This window comes from Streptomyces sp. CA189, assembly GCF_056428985.1.
Map to the genome: position 1 here is coordinate 1 of NZ_JBWJVM010000088.1, position 17,803 is coordinate 17,803.

A 17,803-nucleotide genomic window follows, 5' to 3' on the forward strand; every position below is an offset into this window, starting at 1 on the left:
CTTCATCGCTCTGGCCAGCACAGTCATCACTGTCCGCTGCCTGATCCGACGCGCCTGGACCCTCTACCGCTGGGACACCCGCCCTCGAAACCCCCGCATCCGATGACCTACTGGCGGACACCCTTAGGGAGGGGATCGGAAGTCAAAACGCCCTGCACACGCGGCTGGGCGTCACCATGGAGAACACCCGTCGGCTCACCGAGGGCCGCCGCCCGGCGGGAACCGAGAACCACTTCGAGGCGTGGGAGACGCTGACCCACGCCCAGAACCCGAACTGACGCCCCCTCTACGGCAGCCCGCGGCCCCGCCGTCGAGCGGGGCCGCGGTCGTCGGAAGGCTCAGCGGGTCTCGGCCGCCCTCAGCCGGCTTCCTTGACCTGTGCCGGGGTCGGCGCGGTGCCGCCGAGGTGGGCCGGCAGCCACCAGGAGTCCTCGACGCCCTTGGGCTTGGCCGGGTAGGCGCTCTGGGCCGCGTCCAGCAGCTCCTGCACCCGCTCGCGCAGCCGGCGGGTGATGGCCCCGGCGTACTGGTCGGAGGGCGCCTCCAGCGGCTCGCCCACCCGCATCGTCACCGGGATGTGGCTGCGCTTGAGGTCCTTCGGGCGGCCCTTGGTCCACATCCGCTGCGTTCCCCACAGCGCCACCGGGATCAGCGGGACGCCGGCTTCCTGGGCCATGCGGGCCGCACCGGACTTGAAGCTCTTGAGCGTGAAGGACTGGGAGATCGTCGCTTCCGGGAACACGCCGATGATCTCGCCGGCGCGCAGCGAGTCGAGCGCGTGCTGGTACGCCGTCTCGCCCTGGGAGCGGTCGACCGGAATGTGCTTCATCGCGCGCATCAGCGGACCGGACACCTTGTGCCGGAACACCGACTCCTTCGCCATGAAGCGGACGAGCCGCTTCTGCGGGCGCGCGGTCAGCCCGGCGAAGATGAAGTCGAGGTAGCCGATGTGGTTCGACACCAGAACCGCCCCGCCCTTGCGCGGGATGTTCTCGGTGCCCTTCATGTCGATACGGACGTCGAGCGCACGGAAGAGGGTGTGCGCGGCACCGATAACCGGGGGGTAGACGAGCTCAGCCATGGTGGGGAGACCCCGCTTTCTGCCTGGAGGTGCTCCCGGCCGGAAGTTACGGCAGCGTAGGTACGCGGCCATGGGGATCGTGCCCCATACGGGAGCCGCAGGCCAGTCCAGACGCCCCTGCCCGGCGAGATTCTCGTCACGCCGGGAATGCGGCGCGCCTGCGGGGCGCTCCGATCAGCGTACGAACGTACCGGGATGATGGGCGGGTGCCCGTACGGGCCGGGTGACGGGCGGAGACGGGAGTGCGGGTGCGAGCGGGCGAGCGGGACGAGGGCGCGGGCGAAGGCCGGCTGGGCATCGCCGAACTGGGCGCCGAGCCGGGGGAGCGGGCCACGCTCGTGCAGTTCTCCAGTGCCTTCTGCCAGCCCTGCCGGGCCACCCGGCGGATCCTGGACGAGGTCGCGGCCATGGTCGGGGGCGTCCGGCACATCGAGATCGACGCCGAGAAGAACCTGGACCTCGTACGGGCCCTCGGCATCGAGAAGACCCCGACGGTACTGGTCCTGGACGCGGCCGGGCGGATCGTACGGCGGGCCGCCGGAATGCCGCGCAAGGCGGACGTGATCGCAGCCCTGGGGGCCGCCGTATGACGCGGGCACGGACCTCGGCGGGCGCGGACCTCGCCGGGCGCGCACCCCGCCCGGCGCGGGCAGCGGGCGGCGTCCGGTGAGCCGGTACACGCGTCCGCACGCAGCGTGACGCGCCCTACATCTGCCCGTTGAGGCTTGACTGCGTACACGGGAGATCGTCAGGCTTGCGATATGCGGTATGAACTCCTGCTTTACGGACGGGGCACCTCCTGATGACGGCTCCGACGGCTCCGACGGCTCCGTCCCCACGGGCCGGCGCCGGCCTGCCCGGCTCGCCCGCGCTGTTGCGCTCGGTGTTCCGCCGGCACGCCGCGGGCGTCGCCGTGATCACCGCCGAGAGCGGCGGCCGGCCGGTGGGTTTCACCGCGACCTCCCTCAACTCCGTCTCGGCGGACCCCCCGCTCCTCTCGTTCACCATCGGCACCGGGTCCTCGAGCTGGCCGGCGATGCGGGACTCCGAGCACCTCGGGGTCCACATACTCGGCGAGCGGCAGGGGGAGTTGGCGGGCCTGTTCGCCCGCAACGGAGCGGACCGCTTCGGGTCGGCCACCGACTGGGCGGCCGGCCCGCACGGGGTTCCGGTCCTGGGCGGCGTACTGGCCTGGCTGGTGTGCCGGGTCGTGGCGCGGGTCCCGGCCGGCGAGCACCGGGTGATCATCGCGGAGGCGGTCGCCGGGGACCCGGCGGGTGACCCGGTGGGGGACCCGTCCGGCGAGGGCCGGCCGCTGCTGTACCACCAAGGGCGCTTCAACGCGTTGCGGGACTGAATCGTCCCTGCTGGGGCCGGTTCCACCGGCGTTGGCCAGATCACAGTTCACCGGCCTTGCAACCTGGCGGGACCCGCTGTGTACTGACGAGTAACATTCCTGACGGGGCGCGGGCCGCCCCGGCGGGAACGGCCCGAGATGGCGCCTATGCTGCCTGAACAAGGCGGTACCAGAAATGTCGATGCGGTAGGAGAGCCGGCGTGAGCCTGAGGATCGTTGTCTGTGTGAAGTACGTGCCCGACGCCACTGGCGACCGGCAGTTCACCGAAGACCTGACCGTCAACCGTGACGACGTCGACGGCCTGCTGTCGGAGCTCGACGAGTACGCCGTCGAGCAGGCGCTGCAGATCGCCGACGAGGCCGACGACGCGGAGATCACCGTCCTGACGGTGGGCCCCGAGGACGCGAAGGACGCGCTGCGCAAGGCGCTGTCGATGGGTGCCGACAAGGCCATCCACGTCGAGGACGACGACCTGCACGGCAGCGACGTCATGGCCACCTCGCTGGTGCTCGCCAAGGCGATCGAGAAGGCCGGGTACGACCTGGTCATCACCGGCATGGCGTCGACCGACGGCACCATGGGTGTCCTCCCGGCGATCCTGGCCGAGCGCCTGGGCGTCCCGCAGGTCACCCTGCTCTCCGAGGTCAAGGTCGAGGACGGTGTCGTGACCGGCCGTCGCGACGGCGACTCGGCGAGCGAGCAGCTGGAGGCCTCCCTCCCGGCGCTCGTCTCGGTGACGGACCAGTCGGGCGAGGCCCGCTACCCGTCCTTCAAGGGCATCATGGCCGCCAAGAAGAAGCCGGTGGAGTCCTGGGACCTGGAGGAGCTGGAGATCGAGTCCGACGAGGTCGGTCTCGAAGGCTCCTGGACCGCGGTCGACTCCGCGACCCAGCGTCCGGCCCGCACCGCCGGCACGATCGTCAAGGACGAGGGCGAGGGCGGCAAGTCGCTGGCCGCCTTCCTTGCGGAGCAGAAGTTCATCTAAGAGCTTCGGCCCCTTCTCAAACGCCCCCTGACTACTTCGCATTCGCAGGAGCATCCCCAATGGCTGAAGTCCTCGTCTACGTCGACCACGTCGACGGCGCCGTCCGCAAGCCCACCCTCGAACTGCTGACGCTGGCCCGCCGCATCGGCGAGCCCGTCGCCGTCGCCCTCGGCGCCGGTGCCGAGGCCACCGCCGCCGTGCTCGCCGAGCACGGTGCCGTCAAGGTCCTCACCGCCGACGCCCCGGAGTTCTCCGACTACCTCGTCGTGCCGAAGGTGGACGCGCTCCAGGCCGCGTACGACCTCGTGTCCCCGGCCGCCGTGCTGGTCCCCTCCTCCGCCGAGGGCAAGGAGATCGCCGCCCGCCTGGCGGTCCGCATCGGCTCCGGCATCATCACCGACGCCACCGACCTGGAGGCCGGTGACGAGGGTCCGGTCGCGACGCAGGCCGCGTTCGCCGCGTCCTTCAGCGTCAAGGCCCGCGTCTCCAAGGGCACCCCGGTCATCACCGTGAAGCCGAACTCGGCCCCGGTCGAGGCCGCCCCGGCCGCCGGCACCGTCGAGGCACTCGCCGTCACCTTCGGCGCCCTCGCCACCGGCACCAAGGTCACCTCCCGCACCCCGCGCGAGTCGACCGGCCGCCCCGAGCTGACCGAGGCCGCGATCGTGGTCTCCGGCGGCCGCGGCGTCAACGGCGCCGAGAACTTCCACATCATCGAGGCGCTCGCGGACTCCCTCGGTGCGGCCGTCGGCGCCTCGCGCGCCGCCGTCGACGCCGGCTGGTACCCGCACTCCAACCAGGTCGGCCAGACCGGCAAGTCGGTCTCCCCGCAGCTGTACATCGCCTCCGGCATCTCGGGCGCGATCCAGCACCGCGCCGGCATGCAGACGTCCAAGACGATCGTCGCGATCAACAAGGACGCCGAGGCCCCGATCTTCGACCTCGTCGACTACGGCGTGGTCGGCGACCTCTTCGCGGTCGTCCCGCAGCTGACCGACGAGATCAAGGCGCGCAAGGGCTAAAACCCTGCCGCAGGCGCTGACCTGCGGGGCAAGTGGTCTCCGGGGCCGTGTGGTGTTTCTCACCGCACGGCCCCGAGTCGTTTGTCCAGGACGGCGGAGGGACCATTGACTGAGCGGAACCCCGTGACTAAATTCTGTAATGCGGATCTAAGATTCCGTGAAGCGGAAAAGAGGAGAGTGCACGATGGGTCAGCAGGAGAAGGTGGCGACGAGCCTCGCAGGCGCGGTCAGCGAGGGCATCAGCGCTTCCCTCAAGCCGGTGGACGCGGAACTCGCGCGCCACTACCCGGGCGACCCCGGCACCCGTCAGCCCATCCACACGGTCTACGTGCCCGGTGACGTCTTCGCCGCGGACACCATCCGCACTTGGGGCGACCAGGCCCTCGCGGCCCTGGACGAGCACGCCCCGGACGCCGCCACCTTCGCCAAGGTGCTCGGCATCTCCGACGAGCTGGCCGTACCGGTCTACGACCGCGTCCGCGCCAAGCTCGCCTCCGAGCCCATCGAGGACCTCCGCGTCGACTTCGAGGACGGCTTCGGCGTCCGCTCCGACGAGGAGGAGGACCAGGCCGCGGCCCGCGCCGCCCGCCTCGTCGCCGAAGCCTTCTCCAACGGCACGAACGCCCCGTACATGGGCATCCGGATGAAGTGCATGGAGTCCAACGTCCGCGACCGCGGCATCCGGACCACCGACATCTTCCTCTCCGGCCTGCTCGCGCACGGCGGCCTGCCCGAGGGCCTGGTCCTGACGCTGCCCAAGGTCACGTACCCCGAGCAGGTCACGGCCTTCGTGCAGCTGCTGGAGGCCTTCGAGACCGCCCGCGGCCTGCGCCCGGGCCGGATCGGCTTCGAGATCCAGATCGAGACCAGCCAGTCCATCCTCGCCTCCGACGGCACCGCCGCGGTCGCCCGGATGATCGAGGCCTCGAAGGGCCGCGCCACCGGCCTGCACTACGGCACCTTCGACTACAGCGCCTGCGTCGGCGTCTCCGCCGCCTACCAGTCGAGCGACCACCCCGCCGCCGACCATGCCAAGGCGATCATGCAGGTCGCGGCCGCCGGCACCGGCGTACGCGTCTCCGACGGCTCGACCAACGTCCTGCCGATCGGCACCACCGAGCACGTCCACGAGGCCTGGAAGCTGCACTACGGCCTCACCCGCCGCGCCCTGGCCCGTGCCTACTACCAGGGCTGGGACATGCACCCGGCGCACCTGCCGACCCGCTACGCGGCCGTCTTCGTCTTCTACCGCGAGGGCCTCGAAACGGCCGCCGCGCGCCTGAAGGCGTACGTCGCCAAGATCGAGGGCGACGTCATGGACGAGCCCGCCACCGCGAAGGCGCTGGCCGGCTACCTGGTCCGCGGCCTGGACTGCGGCGCCGTCGGCGCCGAGGAGGTCACCGCCCTCACCGGCCTGACCCGCGCGGAACTCGACGCCTTCGCCATCCCGCGCCGCTCGGCGACGCTCACGGCGACCGCCTGACGCACACGACGCGGACGGCCCGGCCCCGGATCACAGGGGCCGGGCCGTCCGCGTCCGCGGGGTCGGCAGGAGCCAGCAGCGCAGGGTGCCGTCGTCCCCGGAGGCTGCCAGCAGGCTCGCGTCGGGAGAGAAGGCGACACCGCGGACGGCTCCGCTGTGACCGGTCAACGGCACACCGGTGGTGGCCTCACCCGCGGCAGGGTCCCAGAGCTGCACGGCGCCGTCCGCACCCGCGCTGGCCAGCCGGTTCCCCTGCGGGGAGAACGCCAGGTCGTACACAGCCCCGGCGTGCCCGGGGAGACGGCGGCCGGGGGGAGCGGGGGCACTCACGTCCCACAGCAGGATGCGCCCTTCGGCGTCGCCGGTCGCCAGCAGACAGCCGTCCGGGGAGAAGGCCATGGCGCCGACGGTGCTCACGTGGGCCTCCAGCTCCAGGTCGGCCCCTTCCGGGGCGGCCGGATCCCACAGCACCACCCGCTCGCCCACGGCGGCGGCCAGCACGCCCCCGTTCGGAGGGGCGGCGAGGGCGAACACGTCCGACACCCCGACGGGAACGCGTGCGGTGGCCCTCCGGTCGCCGGACCAGTCCAGGAGCAGTACCTGCCCCTCCGACCCGATCACGGCCGCCTGCCGGGCAGCGGATCGGAACGCGACGTGCTGTACCAGGGACACGGGACGGTGGGGCGGCCCGGCCGGGGTCCACAGCCTGGTCGACCCGCCGTCGGCGGGGAAGTCCAGCCCCCAGGGGGCCATACCGGTCGGCGCGGGCAGGGACCCGGGCAGCTGGACGCGTGCCGCCGGATCCCAGGTGAGGATCCGGCCGTCCCCGGTGCGGACCAGGAGACGGCTGCCGTCCGGCGAGAAGGCCAGCCTGCGCAGAGCGACTCCGCTCTGCGTCGACAGGGCAGGCAGAGCGAGGGCCTGGTGCGTGCGCAAGGCGGATTCGAGGGCTCGTGCCGCGAGCGGCGCGGAAGGCGAGGGCCCCGCGTACGGTTCGGCGTGGTACACCACCAGGGTGTCGCCCTCGCCGCAGAGGGCGAGCATGCGGCCGTCGGGGGACACGGCCAACCGGTCGAACGGACCCTTGTGCCCCGCCAGGGGCGGGCCCAGGAGGGCACCGGTCGGAGGGTCCCACAGGCGTACGGTGCCGTGGTCGCTCATGGTGGCCAGCAGGCGGCCGTCCAGGGAGAAGGCCATGGTGTACCCGTGGCCGGCCGCTTCGGGCAGCTGGTACGCGACGGTGCCGGTCGCGGTGTCCCACAGCAGGGTCTCTTCCCCGACCGTCGTGGCCAGCAGGGCGCCGTCGCCGGAGAACGCGGCCCCGACGGTCTCGGGGATCTTCTCGATGAGGGGCTTGCCGATACTTGCACCGGTCGTCAGATCCCACAGGTGCAGCGTGTGATTGGTCCTGAGCGCGGCCAGGATGCCGCCGTCGGCGCGGCAGAACATCGCCTTGATCTCGCCGATGAGAGGTGATCCGGCGGGTTCTCCGGTCGTCGTGTCCCACCGGTGGACGACATCGTCGTCGGCGGTGACCAGTGTCCGGCCGTCCGCCGAGAAGACGACCACGTCGATGCAGCCGTCGTGGCCGAGCAGGGGCGGCCCCGCCTGCTCAAGTGTCCCGGTGTCCCACAGGGTGACCGTGCCGGCGTCGTCCCCGACGGCCAGGAGGCGGCCGCTGGGGGAGAACGCCATGGCGAAGGCAACGCATCCGCCTTCGAGCAGGCCGACGGGGACTCCGAGGACGGGATCCCACAGTTGGACAGCCGCGCTCTCCTCGTTCACCCCGGACACGGCGAGGATCCGGCCGTCGGGCGAGAACGCCACACACCAGTTGTTGTCCGTCCGGGCGGTGAGCACGTGGGCCACGGCGAAGCCGGTCCCACCGACGGGAGCGGGTGGGGGCCCCGGAAGGGGGACTCGCCGAGTCGTGAGGGGTACGGGCGCAGGGGAGCGCCGGACGGGATCCAGGGCGGCCAGGTCGCGCCAGCGCCGGCGCCAGGGTTCCAGCTCGGGGGAGTTGTGGGGTGGGACGGGCCGCTCCTGCCCGAACTCGTCGTACGAGTGGAGGATGCGGACCAGGCCCATCAGGCGGTCCAGGCCCGGAAGGCGGTCCCCGCGGAAGGCGTCGCTCTGGGTGGACACGGGCAGCCGGATGCCGGTCTGGGACTTCACCGCACGCGCGGCCAGTTCGCGGTAGGACGGCTTGCCCCGGTCGAGCCGCAGTCGGCGCAAGTCCGCCGCGAACGACTCCAGTTCTTCGCTGAATGCACGCACGCTGTCCATCACCGCACAGGTTAGGGCCGTGCCGGGCGCTCCGCCGGACAATCCCGAACAGCGCGGAACAGTGCCGGTCAGCGCCGGTGTCCGGCGGTGTTCGGAGGCGGTCCGGGTCGTTCGGTACGGGCGGCGCACGGGCACGAAGGGCGGTGCAATCGGGGCATGACCACACCTTCGGACACCGAGCCGGCCTTCCTGACCCTGCACGCCGCAGTCGTGCTCCTCGGCGCCCTGTTCGCCGGCCTGGTCACCGGCGGGCTGAGCTACCTCGGCGGCGTGCACCCGGCCCTGTCCGTCCTCGCCGGGCTCACCGCCGCCGGCGGGGCCGTGCCCGTGCTGCGCGGCCTCATCCGGTGAACGGCGGGAGCTCGCCCGAGCCGCGGGGGATCAGGCGGGTGGGGAGTTCGATGCGGGCCGGGGGGAGGTCGGCGCCCGCCAGGCGTTGGAAGAGGCGGTCCGTGGCCACGCGGCCCAGGGCCGCGGCGTCCTGGGCGATCACCGTGATCCCGGGGTTCAGCAGGTCGGCGAGTTCGAAGTCGTCGAAGCCGACCAGGGCCACCGGGTGGGGCAGGGACGCGAGGACGCGTACGGCCGTGACCGTCACGCGGTTGTTCCCGGCGAAGAGGGCCGTGACCGGCTCCGGGCCGGACAGCATCGAGCGGGCCGCGGCCGTGACGCGCTCCGGGGCCGTCGTGCCGAGGGAGATCCATGAGCCGTCGACCGGCAGGCCGGCGTCCGCCATGGCCGCGCGATAGCCCCGTAGCCGCTCGGTCGCCGTGTGGATGTGCGGGTGGTCGCCGATGAAGCCGATCCGGCGGTGGCCGACCGCGATCAGGTGGGCCACCCCGTCCCGGGCACCGCCGAAGCTGTCGGACAGGACCACGTCCGCGTCGATCCGGCCCGCCGGGCGGTCCACGAACACCGTGGCCACCCCGGCCCGGATCTCCGGCTCCAGATAGCGGTGGTCGTCCCCGGCCGGGATCACCACGAGCCCGTCCACCCGGCGGGCGCACAGCGCGAGCGCCAACTCCCGCTCGCGCTCCGGGTCCTCGTCGCTGGAGCCGTTGATGAGCAGGGCGCCGTGGGCGCGGGCCACCTCTTCCACAGCCCGGTTGAGCGGTCCGTAGAAGGGGTCGGAGAGGTCCTCCAGGACCAGGCCGACGGTGGCGGTGCGGCCCTTGCGCAGGACGCGCGCGCTGTCGTTGCGGCGGAAACCGAGGGCGTCGATGGCTTCCTGGACCCGCTTCTCGGTGTCCGGGGTGACCCCCGGCTCCCCGTTGACCACGCGTGACACCGTCTTGAGGCCCACGCCGGCCCGGGCCGCCACGTCCTTCATGGTCGGCCGGTTGCCGTAGCGGGGCTCGGGCGGGCGGCGGGTGTGCGGCACGGTGTCGGACCTCCGGAGGGGCGGGCGCTGTGGCGGTGCGGGCCCGACGCTGCGGACAGGCCCCTGACCTTGAGGATAAGCACTCGGCGGAGCACCGGGGTTTCCGTGGCAGGGTGGTGCGGGCAAGCCACTGGGGGCATCGGGAGAGGGGCAGACGTGATTGTCTGGATCAACGGCACCTTCGGCGCCGGGAAGAGCAGCACAGCGCGCGAGCTGACCGGCCTCCTGCCGGAGAGCACCTTGTTCGACCCGGAGTTCATCGGTGACGCGCTGCGCGTACTGCTGCCGCGCAAACGCCTTGCCGAGGTGTCCGACTACCAGGACCTGCCGAGCTGGCGGCGGCTCGTCGTGGACACGGCGGCGGCGATGCTGGCGGAGCTGGGCGGGGTGCTGGTGGTACCGATGACGCTGCTGCGGCAGGAGTACCGCGACGAGATCTTCGGCGGGCTCGCGGCGCGCAGGATCGCGGTGCGGCACGTGCTGCTCGCCCCGGAGGAAACGATCCTTCGGGAGCGGATCGCGACCCGGGAGGAGCCCGGGGCGGCGGAAGACGTGGACCTGCGGGTGCGGAAGTGGGCCTACGACCACATCCCCGCCTACCAGCACGCGCTGGGCTGGCTCGCGGCCGACGCCCACGTCATCGACAACGGGACCCTGACCGTACGGGAGACGGCCCGGCGGATCGCCGAGGCCGTGCGCACCGACACGGCCCGGGTCTGCGACATCGTGCAGACCCCGCAGCCGACGCGCGAGACGGTCGCGGCCGGGGTGCTGCTCTTCGACGACGCGGACCGGGTGCTGCTGGTGGATCCGACGTACAAGCCGGGGTGGGAGTTCCCGGGCGGGGTCGTCGAGGCGGGGGAGGCCCCGGCGTGCGCGGGGGTACGGGAGGTCGAGGAGGAACTCGGCCTCGTACTGGAGCGCCTCCCCGAGCTCCTGGTCGTGGACTGGGAGCCGCCGGGGCCCCCGGCCGGCTACGGCGGCCTGCGGCTGCTGTTCGACGGCGGCCGGCTGTCGGCGGCGCAGGCCGGACGGCTGCGTCTGCCCGGACCGGAGCTGCGGGCCTGGCGGTTCGTGACGGAGGAGGAAGCGGCGGGCCTGCTGCCGCAGGTGCGGTACGAGAGGCTCCGGTGGGCCCTGCGGGCACGCGAGCGGGGCCGGGCGGCATACCTGGAAGCGGGGCGCGCGGTCCCGTAGCCGAGGGGGCGGGCCGGGGCCGGCCCCGGCCCGCCGTCGGTATCAGCCCGCCGGGGTGGGCGAAGGCCGAGCCGCGGGTGCGGGTGCGGGAGCGGTTTCCGCTTCGGCTTCCGCTTCCGCTTCCGCCTGCGCCTTCGCTGTCGTTTCCGCTGCCGCGAGGAGGGTGGCCGCGGTGTCCGAGGTCAGGGGGTCGCCGTGGCCGAAGCAGGCCGTCGAAGGGGAGAGTGCGGCCAGCCGGAGCATCGACTCGACGGCCCCGGCGCGGTCCACGTTGAAGACGCCGAGGATCACCTGCCCGACGCCGGCGATGCAGTCGCCCGTGAACAGCACGCCGTGCGCGGGGAGATGGATGCCGATGCTGCCCGGGGTGTGACCCGGCGCGTGGACGACGACCGCACCGGCGCCGAAGGGGAGTACCTCTCCGTCCGCCAACTCCCGGTCCACCGCGGTCGCAGGGGCCTGTGGGACCGTCATGGCGTGCTCCCACAGGGGCAGTTCCCAGTCCAGCAGCACCGGCTCCGGAACCGGCTGGTCGCCGCGGATCACCGGGGCGTCCAGCGCGTGCGCCAGCACCGGGGCGCCCCAGCGGGCGGAGAGTTCGCCCGCCGAGCCGAAGTGGTCGCCGTGGCAGTGGGTCACGACGATGCGCTCCAGCCGCTCCGGCAGCAGTCCGAGGGAACGTATCGCCGCTTCGATCGCGTCCGCCGAACCGGCGTGGCCCGCGTCGATCAGGGTCAAGTCCGCTCCGTCGCACCAGAGGTAGGCCTGGCCTATGGGGAACCGGAGCATGTGCAGGCGGTCGGGGATGACTTCTACGAGATCCATCACTCGAACGTACGTGTGCGCACCACGCTGACGGCGGAGGTTGCGCCGTCAGCGTGGTTCGCCCGTAGCGGACCGTCCGGAGTCCGCCTGTGGCACCGTCAGGCGCGCTTGGACTCCGCGTAGTTGAGGAGGAACAGCGCCTCCGTGACCGAAAGGCGCTCCAGCTCCTCCGGGGAGACGCTCTCGTTCACCGCGTGGATCTGCGCCTCCGGCTCGCTCAGGCCGATGAGCAGCATCTCCGCGTCCGGGTACAGCTCGGTCAGCGTGTTGCACAGGGGGATGGAGCCGCCCATGCCGCTGATCTGCATCTCCTGGCCCGGGTAGGCCGCCTTCATGGCCTGCGCCATCGAGGCGTACGCGGGGCTGTCCGTGTCCGCCTGGAACGGCTGTCCCTGGCCGACGACTTCGAGTTCCAGGCGCGCCTTCCACGGGGTGTGCGCCACCAGGTGCGCCTCCAGCAGCTTGATCGCCTCGGCGGTGTCCACACCCGGCGGTACCCGCAGGCTCACCAGCGCGCCCGCGCTCGCGTGCACCGAAGGGGTGGCACCGATCAGCGGCGGGGAGTCGATGGCCAGCACGGTGACGGCCGGCCGGGACCACAGCCGGTCCGCGATCGTGCCCTCGCCGATCAGCTCGACCCCGTCGAGCACCTTCGCGTCGGAGCGGAAGTCGGCCTCCGGGTACTGGAGCCCCTCCCACACCGCGTCCGAGGCCAGCCCGTCCACCGTGGTCGAACCGTCCGGCGCGCGCAGCGAGGCGAGGAGCTGGATCAGGGCGGCCATCGCGTCGGGGGCGGCCCCGCCGAACATGCCGGAGTGCAGGTTGCCGCCCAGGGTGTCGATCTTGACCTTCAGCAGGCACATGCCGCGCAGGGTCGCGGTGACCGTGGGCAGGCCCGTACGGAAGTTGCCCGCGTCGCCGATCACGACGGCGTCGGCGGCCAGCAGTTCGGGGTGGGCGGTCGCGTACTGCTGGAGGCCGCCGGTGCCCTGCTCCTCCGAACCCTCGACGATCACCTTCACGTTCACCGGCACGCCGCCATTGGCCTTCAGGGCGCGCAGCGCGAGCAGGTGCAGGATGAACCCGCCCTTGCAGTCGGCGGTACCGCGGCCGTACCAGCGGCCGTTCCGCTCGGTCAGCTCGAAGGCGGGGGAGACCCAGGCCGCGTCGTCCAGCGGGGGCTGCACGTCGTAGTGCGCGTACAGGAGGACGGTCGGGGCATCCGCCGGGCCGGGCAGGAACCCGTACACCGACTGGGTGCCGTCGGGGGTGTCGAGCAGCGCCACATCCTGGAAGTCCTCGGCGCGCAGCGCGTCGGCCACCCAGTTCGCGGCGGCCTGGCTCTCGCTCTGGGGGAACTGGGCCCAGTCCGCCACCGACTGGAAAGCCACCAGCTCGGACAGCTCCTGCTTGGCGCGGGGCATCAGCGAGGCGACGGTCTCGGCGATCGGATGAGACGGCATGGGCACGCTCCTCTTGGGTGCGACGTTGGTGTACGTGTACGGGTACGCATACGTGTCCCGCATGCGCGGGGTGTGCGTATGCGGGCTACGGCAAAGGACTCTTCCGATCCTCGCACAACGGGGCAGTCGATCTCGCGCCGTAGGATTTCCCCGGCATCGGAGCAACGGTATGAACCGCATGATCAGGAGCAGCAGCACATCGTGAGCAGCGACGAGAGCGACAGCGGCGACGTACGCGACGTACGCGACGCGGCGGCAGGACAGGCCGCTCAGGGGGCGGACGCGGAGACGGCCGGGGAGACCGGCGAGGTGTGGGACGTGGTCGTGGTCGGGGCCGGGCCGGCCGGGTCCTCGGCCGCGCACGCGGCGGCCGCCGCGGGACGGCGCGTTCTGCTGTTGGAGAAGGCGGAACTGCCCCGGTACAAGACCTGCGGCGGAGGCATCATCGGCCCCTCGCGCGATGCGCTCCCGCCGGGTTTCGTGCTGCCCTTCAAGGACCGCGTCCACGCGGTCACCTTCTCGCTGGACGGGAAGTACCCCCGGACCCGGCGTTCGAAGCAGATGTTGTTCGGGCTGATCAACCGGCCCGAGTTCGACGCGGCGCTGGTCGCCGAGGCGGAGAAGGCCGGCGCCACGGTCCGCACGGGCACGGCCGTCGCGCGGGTGGAACAGCACGGGGCCTCCGTGCCCGACCGGCGGACCGTCGCCGTGATCCTCGCCGACGGCGAGACCGTGCTGGCCCGGTCCGTGGTCGGCGCGGACGGCAGCGCGAGCCGGATCGGCGCGCACGTCGGCGTCGAGATGGACCAGGTCGACCTCGGCCTGGAAGCGGAGATCCCCGTCCCGGAGACGGTCGCCGCGGACTGGAAGGGCCGGGTCCTCATCGACTGGGGGCCGCTGCCCGGCAGCTACGGCTGGGTCTTCCCCAAGGGCGACACCCTCACCGTCGGGGTCATCTCGGCGAAGGGCGAGGGCGCCGCGACCAAGCGGTACCTGGACGACTTCATCGCCCGTCTGGGCCTGTCGGGCTTCCAACCGGAAATCTCCTCCGGGCACTTGACCCGCTGCCGCAAGCCCGGATCGCCGCTTTCGCGCGGGCGGGTCCTGGTGGCGGGCGACGCGGCCGGACTGCTGGAGCCGTGGACCCGGGAGGGCATCTCCTTCGCGCTGCGCTCGGGGCGGCTCGCCGGGGAGTGGGCCGTGAAGATCTCCGAGGCCCAGGACGCCGTGGACGCGCGCCGCCAGGCCCTCAACTACGCCTTCGCCGTCAAGGCCGGGCTGGGTGTGGAGATGGGCGTCGGCAAGCGGATGCTGGAACTCTTCGAGGCCAAGCCGGGCCTGCTGCACACGGCGATCACCGGCTTCCGGCCGGCCTGGCTGGCCTTCGCCCGGATCGCGCGGGGCTCGCTGACGCTGGCCGAGATGGTGCGTACGTACCCGCTGGCGCGCAAGGCGCTGCACGTGCTCGACGCCCGGCAGGCGCGGAGCCGGGGGGCGGTTGGGGGCGAGGCTGGTGCTGGTGCTGGGGCCGGGGTCGGGGCTGAGGAGCAGGACGGAGCCCAGGACGGGGCGAAGGACTGAGCTCGGGGTGAGCCCGGAGTGAGCCCAGAGGTGAAGTCGCCGCCCCCGGTCGGGGAGCGGCGGCGGCGCCGAGGCGCGGAGTGTGGCGGTCTTGCCGGGTGTACCGGCGAGGCCGCCGCCGCGTTTCGGGGCCGGGGCGGTGCCGGCCGGCCGGGCAGCGGGGCCCCGAGGCCGCCCGGGTGGGCGGGTCAGGGGGTGACCGTGATGCGGAAGACCGGGTGGTCGGGGGCGGCGGCGCGGAGCTCGGACTCGGAGGACTTCGCGGTGACCCCGTTGAAGAACCGGTTGACCTCCCAGCCCCACTTCTTCAGGTAGCCGCGCAGGACGATGGCCTGCTCCGCGGGGTCGGTGATCTCGGTGACGGTGAAGGCGTGCACGGTGCGGCCCAACCGGAGCTCGCCGCCGCCCGCGGCGCGCATGTTGCGGACCCACTGGGAGTGGCCGCGGGCGGAGACCAGGTACCGGGTGCCGTCCTGGTCGTACGGGTTCACCGGGATCCGCTGCATCGTGCCGGAGGTGCGGCCGCGCACCGACAGCTCGGCTGTTCCAGCCAGGCTCATGCCGAGGCGGGCGAGCTTGCCGACGAGGGCGTTGAAGCGGATGTCGAGCGGGCCGGCCTTCACGTAGTACGGCTTGGGCGCGTTCATGGTGGCCTCCGGGGTGTTTGGGAGAGCACTGCTCTCGCTTGAGAACAGTGTGCACGGATCGACGCTCCGAAACAAGAGCACTGCTCTCTCTATAGATCGGCGCTCTCGTTGTTGGGCAGTGCTCTGACCGCGTGGCACACTGACCCTCATGAGCACCGTGCGAGGGGCCAGGGAACGGGCCCGCATCGAAGTCACCGCCGCCATCAAGGACGAGGCGCGCCGCGCGCTCGCCGCGGAGGGCGCCGCCAAGCTCTCGCTGCGCGCCGTCGCCCGCGAGCTGGGCATGGTCTCCTCCGCCCTCTACCGCTACTTCCCCAGCCGCGACGAGCTCCTCACCGCCCTCATCGTCGACGCCTACAACAGCGTCGGCGCCGCCGCCGAGGCCGCCGACACCCATGCGCTCGCCGCCGGCGGCACCCCCCGCGCCCGCTGGGCCGCGGTCTGCGGGTCCGTCCGCGACTGGGCGCTGGAGCACCCGCACGAGTACGCCCTCATCTACGGCTCGCCCGTCCCCGGCTACACCGCCCCCCTCGACACCGTCGGCCCCGCCTCCCGCGTGGGCAACACCCTCATCGGCATCGTCCGCGCCGCCTACGAGGGACGCGGCATCTCCCTCCCGCCGCTCCCCGCCGAGCTGCGTCCCGAAGCCGCCCGCATGGCCGCGGACTTCGCGGAAGGTCTGCCCCCCGAGGCCGCCGCGGCCCTGGTCGCCGCCTGGGCGCAGCTCGTCGGTCTGATCTCCTTCGAACTGTTCGGCCAGTTCAACCGGGTCGTCGAGGACCGTGCCGCCTTCTTCGCGCACGCCGCCGGGCAGTTGGCGCACGGGGTCGGACTGCCCGCCGTGTAAGGCCGCACGGGGGCCGCCCGGCTGGGCCGCACCGGGGCCGCACGGCCGGGCCGCGCGGGACCGCACCGGCGGCGCGGGGAAAGTTCGCTTGTCAGTTCCTCGTACTGAAGCAGGGGAATCGGCCTTGGCGCCCCCGGCCGCCCGTCTAGTGTTCCTCGGGCCGGGGTCCCGTCCCGGCTGTCGTCCCCGGCGCCCGGCCATCGCCCCGGCGCCGCCCCGCCGCCGCCCCGAGGAGCAGTCATGACCCGCGCCGCGAAGGCCGTTTACGCCGTACTGGCCACCCTCTTACTCGCCGCGCCGGCGCCGGCCGTCACCGCGTCGGCGAGCTCGGAGCCGGCCCGAGCCCAGGCCCGGGACCCCGCCCCGGCCCCCGCCCCGACCCCCGAGGTGAGACCGACCCCCGAGGAGAGACCGACGCCCCGGGCGGCCGGCGTACGCGGCCTGGAGATAGCCGTCCCGGCCTACGTCTGGGCCGACGACCCGATGCTCGTCGATCTGACGGCCACCAGCCCGGCCGCCTCGGTGGTGGTCCTCAACCCGGGCAACGGCGACTCCCCGTTCGACGCCCCCTGGCAGGCCCGCGCCGACGTGCTGCGCACCGCCACCACCGCCACCGGCGAGAAGACCAAGGTGCTCGGCTACGTCCACACCGACCACGGCAACCGCGACCTCGCCGCGGTCAAGGCCTCCGTGGACAACTACCTCAAGCCCTCCGGCGGCGGTGACGGCCGCCTCCACGTGGACGGCATCTTCTTCGACGTGGTCAGCCGCGACTGCGGCCCGGCGAACGCCATCCGCGACTACTACGCGGAGCTCCGCCGCTACGTGCAGGACACCATCGAAGCCGTCGCCCCCGGCACCGCGGACCTGGTCGTCAACAACCCCGGTACGGCCATCGCCGACTGCTTCCTGGAGCCCGGCCGCCGCACCGCCGACGTCTTCGTCACCTACGAGGACACGTACGCGGCCTACACGGGCGGCGGCTGGCTCGGCGGCAACGTCTTCAACGAAGCCACCGGCTACCGCTCCGGCGCCGAACTCGACCCGAGCGGCACCGCGTTCTGGCACCTCGTGCACGACGTCCCGGACGCCACCGCGATGCGGGCCACGCTCCGCACGGCCTTCGAACGCGGCGCGGGCTACGCCTACGCGACCAGCGCACGGATGCCGAACCCCTGGGACGCCCAGCCCAGTTGGAAGTACCGCGCCCAGACCTGGTACGCGTCAACCCTGGGCTGAGCCGGCCTCCGTCCGCCCGGCGGCGGTGATCTCGACGGTACGGCCGTCGGGGTCGACGAACCGGTGGCGCCCCGGGGCGAGCGGCGGACGCGTGACCTCCGCGTCGACGGCCAGCCCCAGCCGCAGGGCGCCGGTGAGACGGTCGTCGCGGGCCGGGTACAGCTCGAGGACCATGCCGTCCGGGAGGACGGCCGCGTAGTGCTCGGGTCCACGGCCGTGGTGTTCCGCGGCGAAGGCCAGGCCCAGGTCCGCGTAGAACCGGCGGCACTCCTCCAACCGCGGCGTGTACAGCACGAGGAGCGATACCCGGGCCGCGGACACCCGCCCTCCGCCGCCGGGCACGTCGTTCTCCGTCGCCGCCCCCGCCGTGGCCGTTGCGGGCCGTCCGGCCGGGGAATCCATACGGCC

General features: G+C 72.7%; 17 protein-coding genes and 1 pseudogene. 11 read left to right on the forward strand and 7 right to left on the reverse strand.

Features of this window, described 5'->3' with window-relative positions:
* Positions 1 to 106 (forward strand): annotated as a pseudogene (locus AC061S_RS38045) (IS5/IS1182 family transposase); the annotation flags it as partial.
* Positions 107 to 358: 252 nt separating this feature from the next.
* Here the strand turns inward: AC061S_RS38045 and AC061S_RS38050 are convergent.
* The gene (locus AC061S_RS38050; protein ID WP_478690440.1) at positions 359 to 1,081 is read right to left on the reverse strand and encodes a lysophospholipid acyltransferase family protein; all 723 of its coding nucleotides are present in this window, start codon (positions 1,079 to 1,081) and stop codon (positions 359 to 361) included.
* Between the two features lie 242 nt (positions 1,082 to 1,323).
* Here AC061S_RS38050 and AC061S_RS38055 point away from each other — a divergent pair, with 242 nt between their 5' ends.
* The 5 genes from AC061S_RS38055 to AC061S_RS38075 all read left to right on the forward strand — a co-directional run bounded on the left by AC061S_RS38055 (position 1,324) and on the right by AC061S_RS38075 (position 5,929).
* The gene (locus tag AC061S_RS38055; protein ID WP_478690441.1) at positions 1,324 to 1,671 is read left to right on the forward strand and encodes a TlpA family protein disulfide reductase; all 348 of its coding nucleotides are present in this window, start codon (positions 1,324 to 1,326) and stop codon (positions 1,669 to 1,671) included.
* A 212-nt stretch (positions 1,672 to 1,883) separates the two neighbouring features.
* Positions 1,884 to 2,438: a flavin reductase family protein gene (locus AC061S_RS38060; protein ID WP_478690442.1), complete on the forward strand. Its 555-nt coding sequence runs from the start codon at positions 1,884 to 1,886 to the stop codon at positions 2,436 to 2,438.
* 200 nt (positions 2,439 to 2,638) lie between these two features.
* Positions 2,639 to 3,424, forward strand: coding sequence for an electron transfer flavoprotein subunit beta/FixA family protein (locus AC061S_RS38065; RefSeq protein ID WP_243342015.1), 786 nt, complete (start codon positions 2,639 to 2,641; stop codon positions 3,422 to 3,424).
* Between the two features lie 59 nt (positions 3,425 to 3,483).
* On the forward strand, positions 3,484 to 4,446 hold the full coding sequence (locus AC061S_RS38070; RefSeq protein WP_478690443.1) for an electron transfer flavoprotein subunit alpha/FixB family protein: 963 nt from the start codon (positions 3,484 to 3,486) through the stop codon (positions 4,444 to 4,446).
* 184 nt (positions 4,447 to 4,630) lie between these two features.
* Entirely contained in the window at positions 4,631 to 5,929 is a 1,299-nt protein-coding gene (locus tag AC061S_RS38075; protein WP_478690444.1) for a DUF6986 family protein, read from the forward strand.
* A 30-nt stretch (positions 5,930 to 5,959) separates the two neighbouring features.
* Here AC061S_RS38075 and AC061S_RS38080 read toward each other — a convergent pair whose 3' ends face one another.
* Entirely contained in the window at positions 5,960 to 8,215 is a 2,256-nt protein-coding gene (locus AC061S_RS38080; protein WP_478690445.1) for an outer membrane protein assembly factor BamB family protein, read from the reverse strand.
* A gap of 156 nt (positions 8,216 to 8,371) precedes the next feature.
* Here AC061S_RS38080 and AC061S_RS38085 point away from each other — a divergent pair, with 156 nt between their 5' ends.
* A complete protein-coding gene (locus AC061S_RS38085; RefSeq protein WP_478690446.1) occupies positions 8,372 to 8,566 on the forward strand; it encodes a hypothetical protein in 195 nt (64 codons plus the stop codon).
* Here AC061S_RS38085 and AC061S_RS38090 read toward each other — a convergent pair.
* Positions 8,556 to 9,545: a LacI family DNA-binding transcriptional regulator gene (locus AC061S_RS38090; RefSeq protein WP_478690469.1), complete on the reverse strand. Its 990-nt coding sequence runs from the start codon at positions 9,543 to 9,545 to the stop codon at positions 8,556 to 8,558. The genes AC061S_RS38085 and AC061S_RS38090 overlap by 11 nt on opposite strands.
* 207 nt (positions 9,546 to 9,752) lie before the next feature.
* Here AC061S_RS38090 and AC061S_RS38095 point away from each other — a divergent pair, with 207 nt between their 5' ends.
* Positions 9,753 to 10,793 (forward strand): NUDIX hydrolase, encoded by a 1,041-nt coding sequence (locus tag AC061S_RS38095; RefSeq protein WP_478690447.1) that lies wholly within the window; start codon positions 9,753 to 9,755, stop codon positions 10,791 to 10,793.
* Positions 10,794 to 10,835: 42 nt separating this feature from the next.
* Here the strand turns inward: AC061S_RS38095 and AC061S_RS38100 are convergent, their stop codons facing one another.
* Both AC061S_RS38100 and AC061S_RS38105 read right to left on the reverse strand, forming a co-directional pair.
* Entirely contained in the window at positions 10,836 to 11,618 is a 783-nt protein-coding gene (locus AC061S_RS38100; protein WP_478690448.1) for an MBL fold metallo-hydrolase, read from the reverse strand.
* Between the two features lie 98 nt (positions 11,619 to 11,716).
* Positions 11,717 to 13,081, reverse strand: coding sequence for a M20/M25/M40 family metallo-hydrolase (locus AC061S_RS38105; RefSeq protein WP_478690470.1), 1,365 nt, complete (start codon positions 13,079 to 13,081; stop codon positions 11,717 to 11,719).
* A 201-nt stretch (positions 13,082 to 13,282) separates the two neighbouring features.
* Here AC061S_RS38105 and AC061S_RS38110 point away from each other — a divergent pair, with 201 nt between their 5' ends.
* The gene (locus AC061S_RS38110) at positions 13,283 to 14,662 is read left to right on the forward strand and encodes a geranylgeranyl reductase family protein (RefSeq protein WP_478690449.1); all 1,380 of its coding nucleotides are present in this window, start codon (positions 13,283 to 13,285) and stop codon (positions 14,660 to 14,662) included.
* 188 nt (positions 14,663 to 14,850) lie between these two features.
* Here AC061S_RS38110 and AC061S_RS38115 read toward each other — a convergent pair whose 3' ends face one another.
* Positions 14,851 to 15,309 (reverse strand): nitroreductase/quinone reductase family protein, encoded by a 459-nt coding sequence (locus AC061S_RS38115; RefSeq protein ID WP_478690450.1) that lies wholly within the window; start codon positions 15,307 to 15,309, stop codon positions 14,851 to 14,853.
* A gap of 148 nt (positions 15,310 to 15,457) precedes the next feature.
* On the opposite strand from AC061S_RS38115, the gene AC061S_RS38120 reads away from it, so the two are divergent.
* Both AC061S_RS38120 and AC061S_RS38125 read left to right on the forward strand, forming a co-directional pair.
* Positions 15,458 to 16,156, forward strand: coding sequence for a TetR/AcrR family transcriptional regulator (locus AC061S_RS38120; RefSeq protein ID WP_478690451.1), 699 nt, complete (start codon positions 15,458 to 15,460; stop codon positions 16,154 to 16,156).
* Positions 16,157 to 16,396: 240 nt separating this feature from the next.
* A complete protein-coding gene (locus AC061S_RS38125; protein ID WP_478690452.1) occupies positions 16,397 to 17,395 on the forward strand; it encodes a spherulation-specific family 4 protein in 999 nt (332 codons plus the stop codon).
* Here the strand turns inward: AC061S_RS38125 and AC061S_RS38130 are convergent.
* The gene (locus tag AC061S_RS38130) at positions 17,381 to 17,797 is read right to left on the reverse strand and encodes a VOC family protein (RefSeq protein WP_478690453.1); all 417 of its coding nucleotides are present in this window, start codon (positions 17,795 to 17,797) and stop codon (positions 17,381 to 17,383) included. The genes AC061S_RS38125 and AC061S_RS38130 overlap by 15 nt on opposite strands.
* Positions 17,798 to 17,803: the final 6 nt, after the last annotated feature.